Source organism: Streptomyces barringtoniae (genome assembly GCF_020819595.1).
GTDB lineage: Bacteria > Actinomycetota > Actinomycetes > Streptomycetales > Streptomycetaceae > Streptomyces > Streptomyces barringtoniae.
The window spans coordinates 24688-40870 of record NZ_JAJHNP010000001.1; the positions used below are offsets into that span (position 1 = coordinate 24688).

The window sequence follows — 16183 nt, forward strand, 5'->3', positions numbered from 1 at the left end:
CGGCGATGATCACAAGACAACGGCTGGCGGCGGGCGTCTGTGCTCTGCTCGCCGCCCTGGCGGCCGGGATCGCGTTCCCCGGCGGGGCCGTCGCCGACGAGACGGAACAGGCCGCTCCCAAGGTCGAACTCGTGCTGGACGTCAGCGGTTCGATGCGGGCGCGGGACATCGACGGCGGTTCGCGGATGGCCGCGGCGAAGCAGGCGTTCAACGAGGTGCTGGACGCCACTCCGCAGGAGGTCCGGCTCGGCATCCGCACGCTGGGCGCCAACTACCGCGGCAACGACCGCAAGGAGGGCTGCAAGGACACCGCGCAGCTCTACCCCGTCGGCCCCCTGAACCGGACCGACGCGAAGACGGCGGTGGCCACGCTGCAGCCCACCGGCTGGACGCCGATCGGGCCCGCGCTGCTGAAGGCGGCGGACGACCTGAACGGCGGTACCGGCACCCGCCGTATCGTCCTGATCAGCGACGGCGAGGACACCTGCCAGCCGCTCGACCCGTGCGAGGTGGCCCGCGAGATAGCGGCCAAGGGCATCGGTCTGACCATCGACACGCTCGGCCTGGTGCCGGACGCCAAGACCCGCGACCAGCTCAGCTGCATCGCGGACGCGACCGGCGGCACCTACACCGACGTACGGCACAAGCAGGAACTGTCCAGCCGCGTCGGGCAGTTGGTGGACCGGGCGGCCGATCCGGTGGTGACGCCGGTGGCCACCGAGGGCGCCGCGCGGTGCGAGGCGGCGCCGACCCTGAAGTCCGGGCTGTACACGGACCGTGAACAGTTCGGGCAGCAGCGCTGGTACAAGGTCGACGTCGACCCGGGCAAGGAACTGCGCGCCTCGGTGAGCGTGGCCGACGACCGCGCCGTGAACCCGGACTACGGGGTGCTGCTGCGGGCGGTGACCCTGCACGGACGGGAGATCGTGCGCGGCGAGGCCGCGGGCACGGGCCGTACGGACGTCATCTCGACGGGCCTTCGCTACCCGAAGCCGGAGAGCGACGACGACAACGCGCCCGCGGAGACGGTGTGTCTGCAGGTCACCAACTCCTTCTCGGCCGGGCCAGGCGTCAAGACCACGCCGGGTCTGCCGCTGGAGCTGACCGTGGACGTCGTGGACGGGCCGTCCGGGCATCACGACGTGGCCTCCTTCGGCCTCGGCCGTGGCTGGTGGCTGCTGGGCGCGCTGGTGCTGACCGGCTTCCTGGCGGGTCTGCTGTGGGGCTGGCTGTCGCGCTGGCGGGTCGCGGTCTGGAGGACGAACTGATGCGGATCACACGTGTGCTGGGCGCCGCACTGCTGGCGCTCGGGATCGCGGCCGGTCCGGCCGCGGCCGACTCCTCGCCCTCTCCGAGCGCCTCCGCCGACGGCGCGGCGCCCACGCGGGCGGGCACCTCCTTCCGTACGGCGACGGAGATCCGGCAGGGGCAGCAGGCCACCGCGTCCGGCTCCACCGGTGACTACCTGTACTGGTCGTTCCCCGCGGACACCGGGCAGCGGCCCACCGTCAAGGCGACGGTGAAGCTGCCCGCCGCGCACGGGGCGCAGAGCTGGCAGATCGACGTGTACGACGGGCTGCGGCGCCGCCAGGCCTGCCAGTACGGCGCGGCGACCCGCACGGCCGAGCAGGGGGCGTCCTCCGTCGAACTGGCCTGTGTCCTGCGGACCGTGCGCGGCTGGTCGGAGCCCTGGGGCAACGACCCGCTGCCGGGCACGTACTACGTCCGGCTGACGGTCGTGGACCTCGGCTCCGCCGACCTGGGCAAGCCGGTCGGCGTCGAGGTCCGCGCCGACTCCAAGGACATCGGCGGCGCGGCGGCGGTGGACGGCTCGCTGGCCAAGCCGCTGGTTCCCGGCATCGCCGTCAAGTCCGGGCAGGACGGCGGCGGTTCGAAGCCGGCGGTGCTGTCCAGCTTCGGCTCCGACGACGGCTGGTCCTCCGGGTGGTGGTCCGACCGGTGGGTGTGGACCGCGATCGGGGGTGTGCTCGCGGCCCTCGCCGGTGTCGGGGGGTATGCGCTGACGCGGGGGTCCGGCCGGCCCTCCCGGGTGCCGCCGAACGTGTGACCCGACGTGCTCGAAGGCCCGCCTGCCGGCGGGCCTTCCTCATTTTCCGTCCCTACGTCTCCCGCAGTGCCTTGGCCAGTGCGCCGTCCCCCGTCACCGTCACCCGGCCCGTCCGGACCGCGTCGGTCAGGCTCAGCTCACCCCGGGCGACCGCCTCGCAGGCCGCCGCGTCCATGGTGAGACGGGCGTCGGGCTCGCCCGGTGCCGGCCCGTCGCCGTACACCGTGCCCTCTTCCGCGCCGACCCGCAGATGGAAGTCCCCCTCCTCCAGCCGGACTTCGACCAGGCCCTCCCCCTCCAGACCCCGCAGCAGCGGCAGGGCGAACCAGTGGGCGCGGACGGCGTCGGTCGGCCGCCGCTGTCCCAGCTCGGCCTCGCCCCACCGCCCGAGCGCCTGGAGCACCGGCAGCAATTCGCGCCCTCGCCCGGTGAGTTCGTACACGTAGGCCGCGCCCGGCGGGGGCAGCTTCCGGCGGGTCGTGAGGCCGTCGCGCTCCATGTCCTTCAGCCGGGAGGCGAGTACGTCCGTGCTCACGCCGGGCAGGTCCGCGTGCAGGTCCGTGTAGCGGCGGGGGCCGGCCAGCAGCTCCCGGACGATCAGCAGGGTCCAGCGGTCGCCGACGAGGTCGAGGGCGCGGGCTGCGGAACAGTACTGGTCGTAGCTTCGGCGAGGTGGCATACGACGCAGTCTAGACAAGATGTTGGACTTTCCAAGCGTCCACTTGGTAAAACCAAGTAACACGAGTTTCCGGAGGGGCGCATGGAGTTCCGGCAGTCGAACAAGCTCAGCGAGGTCTGTTACGAGATCCGCGGCCCGGTGATCGAGCACGCCAACGCGCTGGAGGAGGCGGGGCACAGCGTGCTGCGCCTGAACACCGGCAACCCCGCCGCCTTCGGCTTCGAGGCGCCGGAGGAGATCCTCCAGGACATGATCCGGATGCTGCCGCAGGCGCACGGCTACACCGACTCCCGCGGCATCCTCTCCGCCCGCCGGGCGGTCGCCCAGCGCTACCAGAACCTGGGGCTGGAGGTCGGGGTCGACGACGTCTACCTCGGCAACGGCGTCTCGGAGCTGGTCTCCATGGCCGTACAGGCGCTGATCGAGGACGGCGACGAAATCCTCATCCCGGCGCCGGACTTCCCGCTCTGGACCGCCGTGACCACCCTCGCCGGCGGCAAGGCGGTCCACTACCTGTGCGACGAGCAGGCCGACTGGAACCCGGACCTGGCCGACATGGCGTCGAAGATCACGGACCGTACGAAGGCCGTGGTCATCATCAACCCCAACAACCCCACCGGCGCGGTGTATCCGAAGGAGGTCGTCGAGGGCATCCTGGACCTGGCCCGCCGGCACGGCCTGATGGTGTTCGCCGACGAGATCTACGACCAGATCCTGTACGACGACGCCGTCCACCACTCGGCCGCCGCCCTCGCCCCCGACCTGGTCGTGCTCACCTTCTGCGGCCTGTCGAAGACGTACCGGGTCGCGGGCTTCCGCTCCGGCTGGCTGGTGGTGACGGGCCCCAAGCAGCACGCGAAGGACTATCTGGAGGGCCTGACCATGCTGGCCTCCATGCGCCTGTGCGCCAACGCGCCCGCCCAGTACGCCATCCAGGCCGCGCTCGGCGGCCGCCAGTCCATCCGCGAACTGACCCTGCCCGGCGGCCGGTTGTACGAGCAGCGCAACGTGGCCTGGGAGAGGCTGAACGAGATCCCCGGCGTGTCCTGTGTGAAACCCAAGGGCGCGCTGTACGCGTTCCCGCGCATCGATCCCGAGGTGCACAAGATCCACGACGACGAGAGGTTCGTGCTGGACCTCCTCCTCCGCGAGAAGATCCAGGTCGTCCAGGGCACCGGCTTCAACTGGCCCTCCCCCGACCACTTCCGCATCCTCACCCTGCCGCACACGGAGGACCTGGAGGCGGCGATCGGCCGCATCGGCCGGTTCCTCGGCGGGTACCGGCAGTAGCCGCGCCGTACCCTGCAGGGCTGTCGGCGTGTCCGGGGCAAGTCGACGGCGGGGTCCGCCTGTCCGGGTTTCGCGAAGATGTGCGAGGATCACGTGGCCCGCCGTCTCCGACGGCGTGGCCGGCCAGGGGAGCCCTCACCGCGTGGTTTCTCCCGGTGCGCTCGACCTGCGCACCGCCGCTCCCCTGATCCGGTTCCAGCAGACCAGGGGGAGCACCGTTGTTCTCGTACAGAAGACCGTCCTCGTCACGCATACGCCGGGTGACCGTCGCCGTGGTGTGCGGCGCCGCCCTCGGCGGTGGGGTTCCGGCCGCGCAGGCCGGGACGGCCGGATCGCCGGCGCCCACCGGCGGGCAGGAGGCCCGGCAGGCCGCGCGGTTCTGGACCGCGCAGCGGATGGCGGACGCCAGGCCGCTGGACGGGGGCCGGACGGCGCCGGGCGGGACCGGGCCGGGGGTCGCGGCGGCGGGACGGCCGCAGGGCACCGTGTTCAAGGGGACGCCGCTGGTGGGGACGTTCTTCGGGTCCGACGGGCCGGGCGGCACCACCTGGCACTGCACCGGCAGTGTCATCGACACCTCCGTCCGGAACGTCGTCCTGACCGCGGCCCACTGCGCGCTGAACATGAAGGGCGACTACATCTTCGTCCCGCAGTTCGCCCAGGGCGCCGGCCCCGACCAGCAGCCGTACGGCATCTTCCACATCCAGCACGTCTACATCGACCCCCGGTACGCGCCGGACAAGGGCTCGTCGACCACCAAGGGCGCCTCGTCCGACCTGGACACCGCGTTCGCGCGGGTCTCCGCCAACCAGAAGGGCCAGAGCCTCGAGGACGCGGTGGGCGGCGGACTGACCTTCACCCGGGCCGGCGGCTACACGCACAACAACGTGACCGTTGTCGGCTACCCCTCGTACCAGCACAACAGCACGGGGCAGGCCGTCAAGTGCACCGTGCCGACGACACAGCTCCCCGGCTACCGGCAGATGGCCATGACGTGCGGCGGCTACTACGGCGGCACGTCCGGCAGCCCGTGGATCACCGACTACCAGGACGGTGCCCGCACCGGACACGTCATCGGCAACCTCGGCGGCTACAACGGCGGTGGCAACGACGCGAACGTCGACTACGTCAGCTACGCCCCGGCGTTCGGCGCCGACGCCGCGAACCTCCTCGCGGACGCGGTGGCCGGCCAGGACCCGCCCTCCGGTCTGCCGCCCTACCAGGGCCTGCAGTTGCCCGGCGGCGCGGCCCGCTGGCAGAAGGCCACGCTGATGGCATCCGCCGACTACACCGGCGACCACCTCGGCGATCTGCTCGTCGTCTGGTCCGACGGCGGGGTCACCCTGTACCCCGGGGACGGCCAGGGCGCGTTCGGGGCCGAGGAGCGGCTGCTGAAGGCCAACTCCACGTGGACGCACGCCCGCAGCATCACCGGCGGGACGTTCGGCGGCACCCGGCCGGGCCTGCTGGTGCGCTGGTCCGACGGTGAGGTCACCCTGTACCCGGCGCTCGGCACCTCGGGAGTGGGCCGTGAGGTCCAGATGGCGAAGCCCAACTCCGACTGGAAGAACGTCGTACAGCTCACCGCCGGGCAGTTCCACGGGGCGAAGGGCGCGACCGATCTGCTGGCGCGCCGGTCCGACGGCAGCCTGCTGCTGTACACGGGCATCAGCTCCGGCTCCTTCGGCACCCCCAAGCGGCTCCTCGGGGCGAACGGCACCTGGAGCAAGGCCGCGCTGCTGACCGGCGGCGCCCTCAAGGGCACGGCCGGCGCGGATCTGCTCGTGCGCTGGTCCGACGGCTCGCTCGACAGCTGCACCGGCGTCTCGGCCGCCGGGCTCGGCACCCGGTCCCGGCTGGTCGGCCCGAACGGCACGTGGCAGCACGCCCAGGTCATGACCACCGGTGACCTCACCTCCGACCACACCGGCAACGACCTGGTCGTGCGCTGGTCCGACGGCGAGACCTCGCTGTACGCCGAAACCGGCCCCAAGGCCCTCGGCGCCGAGAACACACTGGTCCTGCCGGGCACCTGACCGACGCCACGACACCTCAGCGGGAACGGTGCGCGCGACGACCGGCACGCCACCGCCCTCGCCGCAGTCACCGTCGGCCTGCGGCACACCCGACCACCATCGACGAGGCGGGCGCGTCCCTGGAGAACGGCCGTCTGGCCGAGTCCGTCCTGCGGGGGCAGCCTCCCTGTGACACCGTGCTGACAGACGAGCGGGAAGGGCGCTGACGTGGGTGACCTCTTTCTCGTCCGGCACGGCGAGACCGAGTGGTCGCGGTCCGGACGGCACACCGGCTGGACCGACCTACCCCTCACCGGGCACGGGCGGGAGGAGGCACGCCGGCTGCTGCCGCTGATCCGCTCGCACCGGATCGGGGCCGCGTTCGTCAGCCCCCTGCAGCGGGCCCGGGAGACCGCCGAGCTGATCGGCATCCCGGACGCCCGGGTCGACGCCGACCTGCGCGAATGGGACTACGGCGGGTACGAGGGCGTGACCACCGTGGAGATCCAGCGCAGCCGCCCGGGCTGGTTCCTGTTCACGGACGGGGTCGCGCCGGGGCCGCCGGAGCATCCGGGCGAGACCCCGGAGCAGGTCGGCGAGCGCGCCGACCGGATGCTGGGCAAGGTCGACGCCGCCCTGGCCGACACCGAGGGCGTCGTCGTCCTGATCGCCCACGGCCACTTCCTGCGCGTCCTCACCGCCCGCCGCCTCGGCCTCCCGCCCCAGCACGGCGCGCTGTTCCAGCTGGCCACGGGAACCCTGTGCCGGCTGGGCACGGAGCACGGCCGGCCGGTGGTGGCGGGGTGGAACATCCGGCCACGGGAGTAGGCCCCGACAGGCCCCCGGCACGGGGCCCGCTGCGGGTGGCGGCCGCGTTGTCGGTCCCGGGTCGTACTCTGCGAAGCGGGCCGTGTGACGGGCGGCCCCGGGCAGGGGACGGGAGCGGAAGGAGTGCGCTGTGAGCCGACCGCCGACCGCCGCGCAGCGGCGGGTGATCGAGGCCGCCGACCCGGTGACCGGGCGGCTTCGCGGTACGGAGACGCAGCTGGCGGCGCTGGTGAAACGGGGGCTGGCCTTCCGGCATCCGCGGCCGCCGCACGAGCACTTCCTCACCCCGGCGGGACATCGTATACGCGAGGCGGTGCCCGAGGCGGCGGAGGAGTCGGAGAAACCCGCCCCGGACGCGGGGGTGTTCGCGGCGCGGGTCGGCGGCGAGGAGGAGCCGCCCGCGGACGGTCCGGCGCGGCTGCGTGAGGTGCACGGCGCCTGGCAGGGGCTGCTGGAGCTGCGCCGGATGACCAACACCGACGGCGCGGTGGACCGGCCGTGCGGCTGGGAGCGCGCGCATCTGGTGCGGGCGGCGGCGCTGGCCCTGGAGGCGGCCGGGCACCATCCGGCGAGCGGGGGCGCGGACGGCTACCGGGTGCGGGCGACCCCGCAGCCGGAGGCGGTCGCCGTGTACGCGGCGGACGCGGACAGCCTGGCGGCCTGTGCGGCCACGCTGGAGGGCGCGGGCTGGCAGGCCGGCGAGTACACCGAGCCGCGCACGAGGGTGCGCTATCTGCTGGCCTCGCCGCGCCGGGTGTGAGCGGCGTGCCAAGATCGATCGACCGGATATTCGAATGCGAGAAGGGCAAGCAGTGGCCGAACCGTTTTCCGTCCGTGTGACCGTCCGCGGCTACGAGACCGACACCCAGGGACACCTGAACCAGTCCGTGTACCTCAACTACGCGGAGCACGCCCGCTGGTCGCTGCTCCAGGCGGCCGGCATCAGCCAGGCCCGGCTGGTGGGCCAAGGTGTGGGCCCGGTGGCGCTGGAGACGACGATCCGCTTCCTGCGCGAGCTGCTCGCCGGCGACGAGGTCGATGTGACCTGTGAGTTCGAGTGGGGCGGCGGCAGGACCTTCCGGATCGTGCAGGAGATACGCAAGACCGACGGCACCCTGGCGGCCGAGGTCAGCGGGGTGGGCGGCCTGCTGGACCTGAAGGAGCGCAAGCTGGTCGCCGACCCGCGGGAGGTGTTCAAGGAACTGACGACGGACCTCACCCTGTTCGGCCTCTAGCGCCCCCTGCGGGCCTACGCACCGAGCAGCTCCGGGCCGGTGCCCGGCGTCGTAGGCCGCCCGCACCTCGGCGGTGTACGTCCGGTTCCGCCCGGCCCAGTCGGTCAACCGCTGCTGGGTGTCCATCAGGACGAGCTGCCGGGCGGGGCGGCGCGCCGGCTCGCGCGCGAGTTGCGCCGGCTGGATCGTCCGTACGGTCGTCCAGGTCGTACGTCACCGGCCGGCCGCCCGCGATCACGCCGTGCCAGGTGGCCCCGCGCGCCTGAACCGAATTCGGATGCGCGGCACCGCGCGTCGCTGCCATGCTGCGGACCCATGCCCGCACGACGCATCAAGCCCAGCCGCTGCATCTCCGTCGACATCGAGGCCGACGGGCCGATCCCGGGGCCGTACTCCATGCTGAGCATCGGCGCGGTCGTGGCCGGCACGCAGGACGCCGACGGCTTCACCCCGGGGGACCCGGAACGGCAGACCTTCTACCGCGAACTGCGGCCGATCTGCGACGACTTCGTCCCCGAGGCGCTGGCGGTCAGCGGCCTGGACCGGGACCGGCTGGCCGCAGAGGGTGCCGAACCTGCCGTCGCGCTGGCCGAGTTCAGCGCCTGGGTGCGGGAGGTGAGCGCGGGCGCGCAGCCGGTGATGTGCGGCTATCCGGCGTCGTACGACTGGACGTTCCTGTACTGGTATCTGATCAGGTTCACCGGAGAGAGCCCCTTCGGGCACTCCGGCTGCCTGGACATGAAGACGCTCTACGCCACCAAGGCCGGGCTGCCGCTGCGGGCGGTGGCCAAGGGCACGATGCCCCGGCACCTCCTCTCCCGGCGCCGGCACACCCACCACGCCCTGGACGACGCGATCGAGCAGGCGGAGCTGCTGGCGAACCTCATGGCGTGGCCCGGTCCCGGCGGAGTGGCACCGCTACCTGCTTGAAGCCGTAGTAGAGGGCGAGCAGGCCGTGCGCGGCCAGGGTCCTGTGGTGGCACCTCACCCGCACCGGCCACCTCCCGCCGCGTGCGCGGCGGCGTCTGCGCGCAGGTACTCGGCGGGCATGGCGGTCGGCCAGGGCACGATGGCCACGACCATCAGCACCAGCAGGTTCAGGAACATCAGCGGGCGGTCGACGCGGGCGACACAGCTGAACAGCTGATGATGGTTGACCCACATGATGCCGATGACCAGGAAGCCGACCACATAGGCGGCGTACGACGGCCACTGCGCGCCGATCGCGTGCCACCGGCCCCCGTGGTCGTCCAGGACTGCCGTACGCGCCCGTGCGGGGCACGGCGATCGCCGTGCCCCGCGCGAGGGTTCAGGGGGTGTTCAGTGGGCGGGCGTGAGTTCCTGCCCCGCCTCCATCGGGTGCGTGACGTCCTCGGCCTCCGTGCCCTTGCCCATGTGGTTGAAGATGAGGTTGAGGACGACGGCCGCGACACAGCCGGTGGAGATGCCGGAGTCCAGGACGATCCTCGCGGTGTCGGGGAAGGCGTGGTAGAAGTCCGGCACGGTGATCGGGATGATGCCGACCGCGAGGGAAACGGCGACGATCAGGACGTTGTTGTCCTTCTCCAGGCCGGCCCGGACCAGGGTCTGGATGCCGCTCGCGGCGACCGACCCGAACATGACGACGCCGGCGCCGCCGAGGACCGGGCGGGGGACGACCGCGATGAGGGAGGCGGCCATCGGGCACAGGCCCATCAGGACGAGGAAGCCGCCGCCGACGGCGACGACGAAGCGGCTGCGGATCCTCGTCATGGCGACGAGGCCGATGTTCTGGGCGAAGGCGCTGCACATGAAGCCGTTGAACAGCGGGCTGAGAGCGGAACCCAGGGTGTCGGCGCGCAGGCCGGCCGCGATGACCTTCTCGTCCGCGGGGCGTTCGACGATCTCTCCGAGCGCCAGCATGTCGGCGGTGGACTCCGTCATGGAGACGACCATCACCACGCACATCGACAGGATCGCCGCGAGGTGGAAGGTGGGGGCGCCGAAGTGGAAGGGGGTCGGGAAACCGACGACGGCGGAGTGCGCGACGGGGCTGAAGTCGGTGACGCCGAAGGGGATCGCGATGAGCGTGCCGATGACCAGGCCGAGCAGGACCGCGATCTGCTTGACGAAACCGCGGGTGAAACGGCGCAGCAGCAGGACGATCAGGAGGGTGACGGCAGCCAGGGTGAGGTTGGTGGTCGAGCCGTAGTCGTGCGCGGCGGGGTTCGGTCCCTGGGCCCAGCCGAACGCGACCGGGAGCAGGGAGACGCCGATCAGGGTGATGACCGAGCCGGTCACGACGGGCGGGAAGAAGCGGATTGCCCTGCTGAAGAAGGGGGCCGCTATGAAGCCGAGCAGGCCGGCGACCATGACCGCGCCGAAGATCATCGGCAGGGCGTCGGACTTGTCCTTGGCGGACGCCACGATCGCCGTCATGGGGGCGACGCCGGCGAAGGTCACGCCGTTGACGAAGGGCAGGCGGGCGCCGATCTTCCAGAAGCCGAGGGTCTGCAGGAAGGTGGCGAGCCCGGCGGTGAACAGGCAGGCTCCGGTGAGGAAGGTGAGGTCTTTGCCGGACAGGCCTACGGCCGCGCCGACGATCAGGGGTGGGGCGACGACTCCGGCGTACATGGCGGCCACGTGCTGCAGGCCGCTGGTCGCCATTTTGAGGGCGGGGAGTTTCTCGTCAACAGGGTGGGCGGCCACGGCGGCTCCTCCGGTCGGGTGACACGTCGCCGTCGACGTGGGTCGACGTGGGTTTCATGGAGGTGGTGCGTGTGGTCGTGCGGGACCGGGACGGGGGTGCTGCCTGAGCGGGCCGAGCGGTGACCGTTCCGGGGCGCGTGCGTGCACACGCGCCCCGGAGACGGCTGCCGTGGACCCCGCTCGGGTCCACGGACCCCGGCCGGGAGCCGTCCCTCCCGACCGGAGCGTTCCGGCACGCCGCCCGTACGGGGCGACCTGCCGAGACCTCCGGCGAACGCCCGCACAGAGCGCCCGCCGCGTCTTCCGGCACGCCGACCGTACGGGGCGACCTGCCGAGTCTCCTGACGAATCACCCGCGAGAGGCAACCGCCAAGCCCCCTGGCGCGCCACCCACGAGCGGCAGCCGCCAAGGCCTCCGACAGACCGGCCACATCAACCGACCTGCCAAAACCTCCGGCGACCGCCACACGCGGCAACCGCCAAATCCTCCGGCAAGCCGGCCACATGAGCCTGCCCGCCAAAACCTCCGGCGCCGCCCGCACAGGACGACCGCCAAGCCCCCTGACGCACCACCACGAGCGGCAGCCGCCAAGACCTCCGACAGACCAGCCACATCAACCGACCTGCCAAAACCTCCGGCGCCGCCCGCACAGGACGACCGCCAAGCCTCCTGACGAGTCACCCGCGAGAGGCAACCGCCAAGCCCCCTGGCGCGCCACCCACGAGCGGCAGCCGCCAAGACCTCCGACAGACCGGCCGCATGGTGCGACCCGTCCGGTGCTCCGGCGGCGGGCCCTTGCGGGGCGAGCGCCGAGGCTTCCGGCAAGTCGGCCGCAGGGCCGGTTGCCGACGTGTTCGGCGAACCGCCCGTACGGGGCGACCACCAGGTGTGCCGGCGGGCCGCCGGCTGCGGTCGCCAGAGCTTCGGCGTACCCCGTGGCTTCGCCGAAGTGTCCGGTGGGCCGGGCGTAGGCTGGGCCGGCCCACCGGCGTGTGGGTGGGGATCAGGCCTGGGCGCTGATCCGGGCGAGGCGCTGGGCCTCCTCACGGGTGGTGCGGGCGATGGCGTCCTCGTCGACGGTGGTCAGGCGGCCGTTCTCCACGATCTGCTCGCCGTTGACGAAGGACGCGGTGACCGGGGCCGCCGCGCCGAAGACCAGCGCGATCACCGGGTCGGCGATGGAGGCGTGGGCGAGGGTGTCCATCCTCCACAGCACCACGTCGGCCAGCTTGCCCGGCTCCAGCGAGCCGATCTGGTCGGCCCGGCCGAGGACCTGCGCGCCGCCGTAGGTGCCGAGCCGCAGCGCCTGACGGGCGTTCAGCGCGGCCTCGCGGTGGGCGCCGAGGCGGTTGATCAGCAGGGCGTTGCGCAGCTCGGTGTGGAGTTCGCCGGACTCGTTGGACGCGGTGCCGTCGACGCCGAGGCCGACCGGGACGCCGGACTTCAGCATGTCGGGGACGCGGGCGATGCCGGCCGCGAGGCGGGCGTTGGAGGACGGGCAGTGGGCCACACCGGTCTTCGTCCGGGCGAACGCGGCGATGTCGGAGTCGTTCATGTGGACGCAGTGCGCCATCCACACGTCCTCGCCGAGCCACCCCGTGGACTCGAAGTAGTCGGTCGGGCCCATGCCGAAAAGCTCGTGGCAGAACTTCTCCTCCTCCACGGTCTCCGAGCCGTGGGTGTGCAGCCGTACGCCCAGCCGTCGCGCCAACTCGGCGCCCTGCTTGAGGAGTTCGCTCGACACCGAGAACGGGGAGCAGGGGGCCACGGCCACCTGGGTCATCGCGTCGAAGGAGGCGTCGTGATGCTTCCTCACCGTCTCCTCGGTCGCCGCGAGGGCGCCCTCCAGCGTCTCCACGGCGAAGTCCGGCGGCAGGCCGCCGTCCTTCTCGCTGCGGTCCATCGAGCCGCGGGCCAGCGTGAAGCGGACGCCCATCTCGGCGGCGGCCCGGATGATCGAGCCGGACAGGTCGCCGGAGCCGTGCGGGAAGACGTAGTGGTGGTCCATGGCGGTGGTGACACCGCCGCGGGCCATCATGGCGAGGGAACCCTGCGCGGCCGCGTACGTCATCTGCTCGTCGATGCGCGCCCAGGTGGGGTAGAGCGCGACGAGCCAGTTGAACAGGTTGTGGTCGGTGGCCAGGCCCCGGCTGATCCACTGGTAGAAGTGGTGGTGGGTGTTGACCAGACCGGGCGTGGCCAGATGGCCGCTCGCGTCGATCCGGCGCACCACGTTCTCAAGGCCTTCGGGGGCCTGGCCCGCGCCGACGGACTCGATGCGGTTGCCGGCGAGGACGAGGTGACCGGAGGCGTACTCGGTGTCGCCCGCGTCCACGGTCGCGATCGCGCAGTTCTCGATGACAATGCGCTGGGCTGCCGATGATGCCATCGTGCTTCCTTGTCTTTCGGTGGCGGTCCGTGGAGGGGGAGTGTCCACGGGGAGGGCACGGCAGGACCCTAGGAGGATTTGAGTGCCGGAGCGGGGCCGCCGCTCCGGGTGCCGAGGTGGTGGAAGAACAAATTGGGCAGGACCGCGGCGAGCGCGCCCGCGCTGATCCCGGAGCCGAGCACGGTCTGCGCCCGGGCCGGGAAGCCGGTGTGGAGGGTCGGTGCGGTCGGCGGGGTGGAACAAGGGGTGTGGGCCGACCCCTTCGCAGGCTGTGCCATGGCGTTCCCTCCGGTGTGGCGTGCCCCCGGCCCGGTGGGCGGGTCCGGGGCCACGCGTCCCGCGTCAGAGGTTGGTGAGGTCCACCGGGATCTGCGGCTCACAGCCGTCCCGGAGGATCGTCGCCTCGATCAGGCCGTAGGGCCGGTCGGCGGCGAAGTAGACCTCGTTGTCGTTCTTGAGCCCGAAGGGCTCCAGGTCGACCAGGAAGTGGTGCTTGTTCGGGAGCGAGAAGCGGACCTCGTCGATCTCGCTGCGGTTGTTGATGATGCGCGCACCCATCTGGTACAGCGTCTGCTGCAGGGAGAGGGAGTAGGTCTCGGCGAAGGCCTGGAGCATGTGCTTCCTGACCTGCTCGTAGGACTTCTCCCAGTTGGGCATCTTCTGCTCGTCGTCGGTCCAGTTGAACCGCCAGCGGCCGGAGACCTGGGTCGCCAGGATGCGGTCGTACGCCTCCTGCAGGGTGGTGTACTTGTCCTTGACGTAACCCCAGAACTCCGAGTTCGTCGAGTTCATCACGACCAGGTCCTTCAGGCCGGAGACGACCTCCCACTTCTCGCCGTCGTAGGTGACCTGGGTGACGCGGATCTCCTGGCCCTTGCGGACGAAGGAGTGCTTGACCTCGTCCGCGCCGATGAACTTGGAGTTGGCGTCGGAGGTCTCGATCCGCTCCCAGGCGTACTCCTCGATCCGGATCCGGGCGCGGTGGATCGGTTCCTGCGTGGTGACGAAGTGGCGGGCGAGATGGATGCCGAACTGCTCGGCGGACTCGATGCCGTGTTCCTTGGCCTTCGCGTACACCGTGTTCTTGGTGGTGTCGGTCGGCAGGACGTTGGCGTTGGAGCCGGAGTAGTGGACCTCGTCCATGTCGCCGCTCAGCGCGACGGAGACGTTGAGGTCCTTGATGTGGTGGGTGGCGCCGTCCCGCGTGATCTTTACGACTCGGTTCTCGGCCTTGCCGTACTGGTTCTGTCCCAGGATCGTGGGCATTTCTGCTAGCTCCCTCGGTAAACGGAGTAGCCGAACGGGTTGAGCAGCAGCGGTACGTGGTAGTGCTCCCCGGGCTTCACGGCGAAGGTGATCGCCACCTCGGGGAAGAACACGGCACCGCTGTCCCGATTCGCGGGGGCGTCCTGCTGCGCATCGGCTTGCTTTTTCTCGAAATACGGTTCGACGGCGAAGTCGAGCCGTACGTGGGTGGTGCCCTCCGGCAGTGCCGGCAGGTCCTTGCACCGGCCGTCGGCGTCGGTCGCGCTGCCGCCGAGCGCCTGCCAGTTCGCGTCCCGGCCACTACGGGCGGCGAGCTGGACGGCGACGCCCTCGGCGGGGCGGCCGATCGAGGTGTCCAGGATGTGGGTGGACACGGAGGCGGTGGTGCTGGTGCTCATGGTGTCAGGCGTCCTCTTCGACGAGTCGGGCCAGTCGGATGCGGTTGATCTTGCCCAGCTCGGTGCGGACGATCTCCCTCTCCTGCTCCGGCGAGTTCCCGATCCGCTCCTTGACCGCGTCGCGCATCTGCTCGCCGGTCCGGCCGGTGGCGCAGATCAGGAACACATGGCCGAACTTCTCCTGGTAGGCCAGGTTGAGTTCGAGCATCTCGGCCTTGAGTTCCTCGGCGGCGCCGGCCATGCCGGCCTGTTCCCGTGCGGAGGCCGGGTCCCCGGCCCTGGGGCGCCCGATCGGCGGATGCCCGGCCATCGCCTCCGCCAGGTCCGTGGTGCCGAGCTCGGCCATGGCGGCGTCACTGGCGGCGTAGAGCGCCTCGGGGGTGGCGTAGGGGCGGGCGGCGAGCAGTCGCCGGGCCCACTCGGTGGAGGCGCACGCCTCGTGGAGGGCGGCGAGGGCCTCGCGCTCCTCCAGATCGTTGAACCGGGCCAGGCCCGGGGGCGTGGAAGTCGAAGTCACGGGAGCCTCCGTGGCCGGATTCGGCCTTCGTGCTGAACGGGCTGCGAACAGCTAACGCCCTCCGAAACACAACGTCAACACTTTGTTGAAAATTCGGCCGCAGCGCTACGGATCCCGTGGCGTCGGCTCAGGCACCCTTCTCCCGGTTGAGGTAGTTGTAGACGGTGAAGCGGCTCACCCCGAGCGCGCCCGCCACGGTTTCCACGCCGTGCCGCACGGCGAAGGCGCCGCGTGCCTCCAGTATCCGGACGACCTCCTGTTTCGCCTTGCGGTCCAGGTCGGCCAGCGGGCGGCCCTCCCTGCGCTCCATGGCCGCCAGGATGTGGTCGAGGGAGTCCGCGAGCTGGGGCAGGCGTACGGCGACGACGTCGACGCCCTCCCAGGCGAGGACGACGTCCTCGGGGCCGGCCTCGTCGGGCGGGATCATCTCCCCGCCCATGGCGTCGACCAGCGGTTTCACAGCCGTGATGAAGGGCTCGTCGCCGGTGCCGGTCATTCCCCCGCTCCGATCACGTTGACCTGCAGCGAGATCCGGGTGGCACCGGCTTCCAGGGACTTGCGCAGCAGCGCGTCCACGGCGGCCAGCACCGCGCCGGCGCCGCCCTCCGCCGTGTTCCCGAACGGACCGACGTCCACCGCGTCCAGCTCCGCGGCCTCGATCACCTCGCGGGCCGCCAGCGCGTGCGCGGGCGCCTCGTCCAGGTCGAAGGGCTCGGTCGTGAACTCCACTCTCAATCGCACGAGCTCAACCTAGCGCGCGGCATCGTTTCTCCGGCAGTCCCTCCGAGTCCTCCGGTTGCCCCGGCTCC

Annotated in this window: 17 protein-coding genes and 1 pseudogene; 8 read left to right on the top strand and 10 right to left on the bottom strand. The window is 71.6% G+C overall.

The window, feature by feature from the left end; translation table 11 throughout:
• Window positions 1–5 precede the first annotated feature (5 nt).
• Together LMU33_RS00080 and LMU33_RS00085 are read left to right on the top strand one after the other, a co-directional pair.
• On the top strand, window positions 6–1268 hold the full coding sequence (locus LMU33_RS00080) for a VWA domain-containing protein (RefSeq protein ID WP_228616072.1): 1263 nt from the start codon (window positions 6–8) through the stop codon (window positions 1266–1268).
• Window positions 1268–2068, top strand: coding sequence for a hypothetical protein (locus LMU33_RS00085; RefSeq protein WP_228616074.1), 801 nt, complete (start codon window positions 1268–1270; stop codon window positions 2066–2068). Before LMU33_RS00080 ends, LMU33_RS00085 begins: the two co-directional genes overlap by 1 nt.
• Window positions 2069–2120: 52 nt before the next feature.
• Here LMU33_RS00085 and LMU33_RS00090 read toward each other — a convergent pair whose 3' ends face one another.
• A complete protein-coding gene (locus LMU33_RS00090) occupies window positions 2121–2747 on the bottom strand; it encodes a winged helix-turn-helix transcriptional regulator (protein WP_228616076.1) in 627 nt (208 codons plus the stop codon).
• An 81-nt stretch (window positions 2748–2828) separates the two neighbouring features.
• Between LMU33_RS00090 and LMU33_RS00095 the strand changes: the two genes are divergently transcribed.
• The 6 genes from LMU33_RS00095 to LMU33_RS00120 all read left to right on the top strand — a co-directional run bounded on the left by LMU33_RS00095 (window position 2829) and on the right by LMU33_RS00120 (window position 9045).
• A complete protein-coding gene (locus LMU33_RS00095) occupies window positions 2829–4037 on the top strand; it encodes a pyridoxal phosphate-dependent aminotransferase (protein WP_228616078.1) in 1209 nt (402 codons plus the stop codon).
• Between the two features lie 260 nt (window positions 4038–4297).
• Window positions 4298–6073, top strand: a complete 1776-nt coding sequence (locus tag LMU33_RS00100) for a trypsin-like serine peptidase (RefSeq protein WP_228616080.1) — start codon at window positions 4298–4300, stop codon at window positions 6071–6073.
• Window positions 6074–6280: 207 nt separating this feature from the next.
• Window positions 6281–6880 (top strand): histidine phosphatase family protein, encoded by a 600-nt coding sequence (locus LMU33_RS00105; RefSeq protein ID WP_228616082.1) that lies wholly within the window; start codon window positions 6281–6283, stop codon window positions 6878–6880.
• A gap of 130 nt (window positions 6881–7010) precedes the next feature.
• Window positions 7011–7640 carry a hypothetical protein gene (locus LMU33_RS00110; protein WP_228616084.1) on the top strand — a complete coding sequence of 210 codons (630 nt, stop codon included), beginning with the start codon at window positions 7011–7013 and terminating at the stop codon, window positions 7638–7640.
• Between the two features lie 52 nt (window positions 7641–7692).
• Window positions 7693–8115: an acyl-CoA thioesterase gene (locus LMU33_RS00115; protein ID WP_228616085.1), complete on the top strand. Its 423-nt coding sequence runs from the start codon at window positions 7693–7695 to the stop codon at window positions 8113–8115.
• A gap of 315 nt (window positions 8116–8430) precedes the next feature.
• The gene (locus LMU33_RS00120; RefSeq protein WP_228616087.1) at window positions 8431–9045 is read left to right on the top strand and encodes a 3'-5' exonuclease; all 615 of its coding nucleotides are present in this window, start codon (window positions 8431–8433) and stop codon (window positions 9043–9045) included.
• A 54-nt stretch (window positions 9046–9099) separates the two neighbouring features.
• On the opposite strand, the gene LMU33_RS00125 is transcribed toward LMU33_RS00120, so the two are convergent.
• The 9 genes and pseudogenes from LMU33_RS00125 to LMU33_RS00165 all read right to left on the bottom strand — a co-directional run bounded on the left by LMU33_RS00125 (window position 9100) and on the right by LMU33_RS00165 (window position 16115).
• On the bottom strand, window positions 9100–9369 hold the full coding sequence (locus LMU33_RS00125; protein WP_228616836.1) for a TMEM175 family protein: 270 nt from the start codon (window positions 9367–9369) through the stop codon (window positions 9100–9102).
• Between the two features lie 66 nt (window positions 9370–9435).
• Window positions 9436–10803, bottom strand: coding sequence for a nucleobase:cation symporter-2 family protein (locus tag LMU33_RS00130; RefSeq protein WP_228616089.1), 1368 nt, complete (start codon window positions 10801–10803; stop codon window positions 9436–9438).
• Between the two features lie 1004 nt (window positions 10804–11807).
• Window positions 11808–13193 carry an 8-oxoguanine deaminase gene (locus tag LMU33_RS00135; protein WP_228616091.1) on the bottom strand — a complete coding sequence of 462 codons (1386 nt, stop codon included), beginning with the start codon at window positions 13191–13193 and terminating at the stop codon, window positions 11808–11810.
• Window positions 13194–13261: 68 nt separating this feature from the next.
• Window positions 13262–13426 (bottom strand): annotated as a pseudogene (locus tag LMU33_RS00140) (purine permease); the annotation flags it as partial.
• Between the two features lie 109 nt (window positions 13427–13535).
• Entirely contained in the window at window positions 13536–14459 is a 924-nt protein-coding gene (gene pucL, locus LMU33_RS00145; protein WP_228616093.1) for a factor-independent urate hydroxylase, read from the bottom strand.
• Window positions 14460–14464: 5 nt separating this feature from the next.
• Window positions 14465–14857 (bottom strand): hydroxyisourate hydrolase, encoded by a 393-nt coding sequence (gene uraH, locus LMU33_RS00150; RefSeq protein WP_228616095.1) that lies wholly within the window; start codon window positions 14855–14857, stop codon window positions 14465–14467.
• A gap of 4 nt (window positions 14858–14861) precedes the next feature.
• Window positions 14862–15374 (bottom strand): 2-oxo-4-hydroxy-4-carboxy-5-ureidoimidazoline decarboxylase, encoded by a 513-nt coding sequence (gene uraD / locus LMU33_RS00155; protein ID WP_228616097.1) that lies wholly within the window; start codon window positions 15372–15374, stop codon window positions 14862–14864.
• A 127-nt stretch (window positions 15375–15501) separates the two neighbouring features.
• A complete protein-coding gene (locus LMU33_RS00160) occupies window positions 15502–15870 on the bottom strand; it encodes a helix-turn-helix domain-containing protein (protein ID WP_228616099.1) in 369 nt (122 codons plus the stop codon).
• Entirely contained in the window at window positions 15867–16115 is a 249-nt protein-coding gene (locus LMU33_RS00165) for a hypothetical protein (protein WP_228616101.1), read from the bottom strand. Before LMU33_RS00165 ends, LMU33_RS00160 begins: the two co-directional genes overlap by 4 nt.
• Window positions 16116–16183 lie beyond the last annotated feature (68 nt).

Excerpts from the sequence above, each read along its gene's own strand:
- LMU33_RS00090 (WP_228616076.1), bottom strand. The coding sequence starts at position 2,747 with ATGCCACCTCGCCGAAGCTACGACCAGTACTGTTCCGCAGCCCGCGCC.
- uraH (WP_228616095.1), bottom strand. The coding sequence starts at position 14,857 with ATGAGCACCAGCACCACCGCCTCCGTGTCCACCCACATCCTGGACACC.
- pucL (WP_228616093.1), bottom strand. The coding sequence starts at position 14,459 with ATGCCCACGATCCTGGGACAGAACCAGTACGGCAAGGCCGAGAACCGA.
- LMU33_RS00120 (WP_228616087.1), top strand. The coding sequence starts at position 8,431 with ATGCCCGCACGACGCATCAAGCCCAGCCGCTGCATCTCCGTCGACATC.
- LMU33_RS00095 (WP_228616078.1), top strand. The coding sequence starts at position 2,829 with ATGGAGTTCCGGCAGTCGAACAAGCTCAGCGAGGTCTGTTACGAGATC.
- LMU33_RS00160 (WP_228616099.1), bottom strand. The coding sequence starts at position 15,870 with ATGACCGGCACCGGCGACGAGCCCTTCATCACGGCTGTGAAACCGCTG.
- LMU33_RS00085 (WP_228616074.1), top strand. The coding sequence starts at position 1,268 with ATGCGGATCACACGTGTGCTGGGCGCCGCACTGCTGGCGCTCGGGATC.
- LMU33_RS00135 (WP_228616091.1), bottom strand. The coding sequence starts at position 13,193 with ATGGCATCATCGGCAGCCCAGCGCATTGTCATCGAGAACTGCGCGATC.
- LMU33_RS00080 (WP_228616072.1), top strand. The coding sequence starts at position 6 with ATGATCACAAGACAACGGCTGGCGGCGGGCGTCTGTGCTCTGCTCGCC.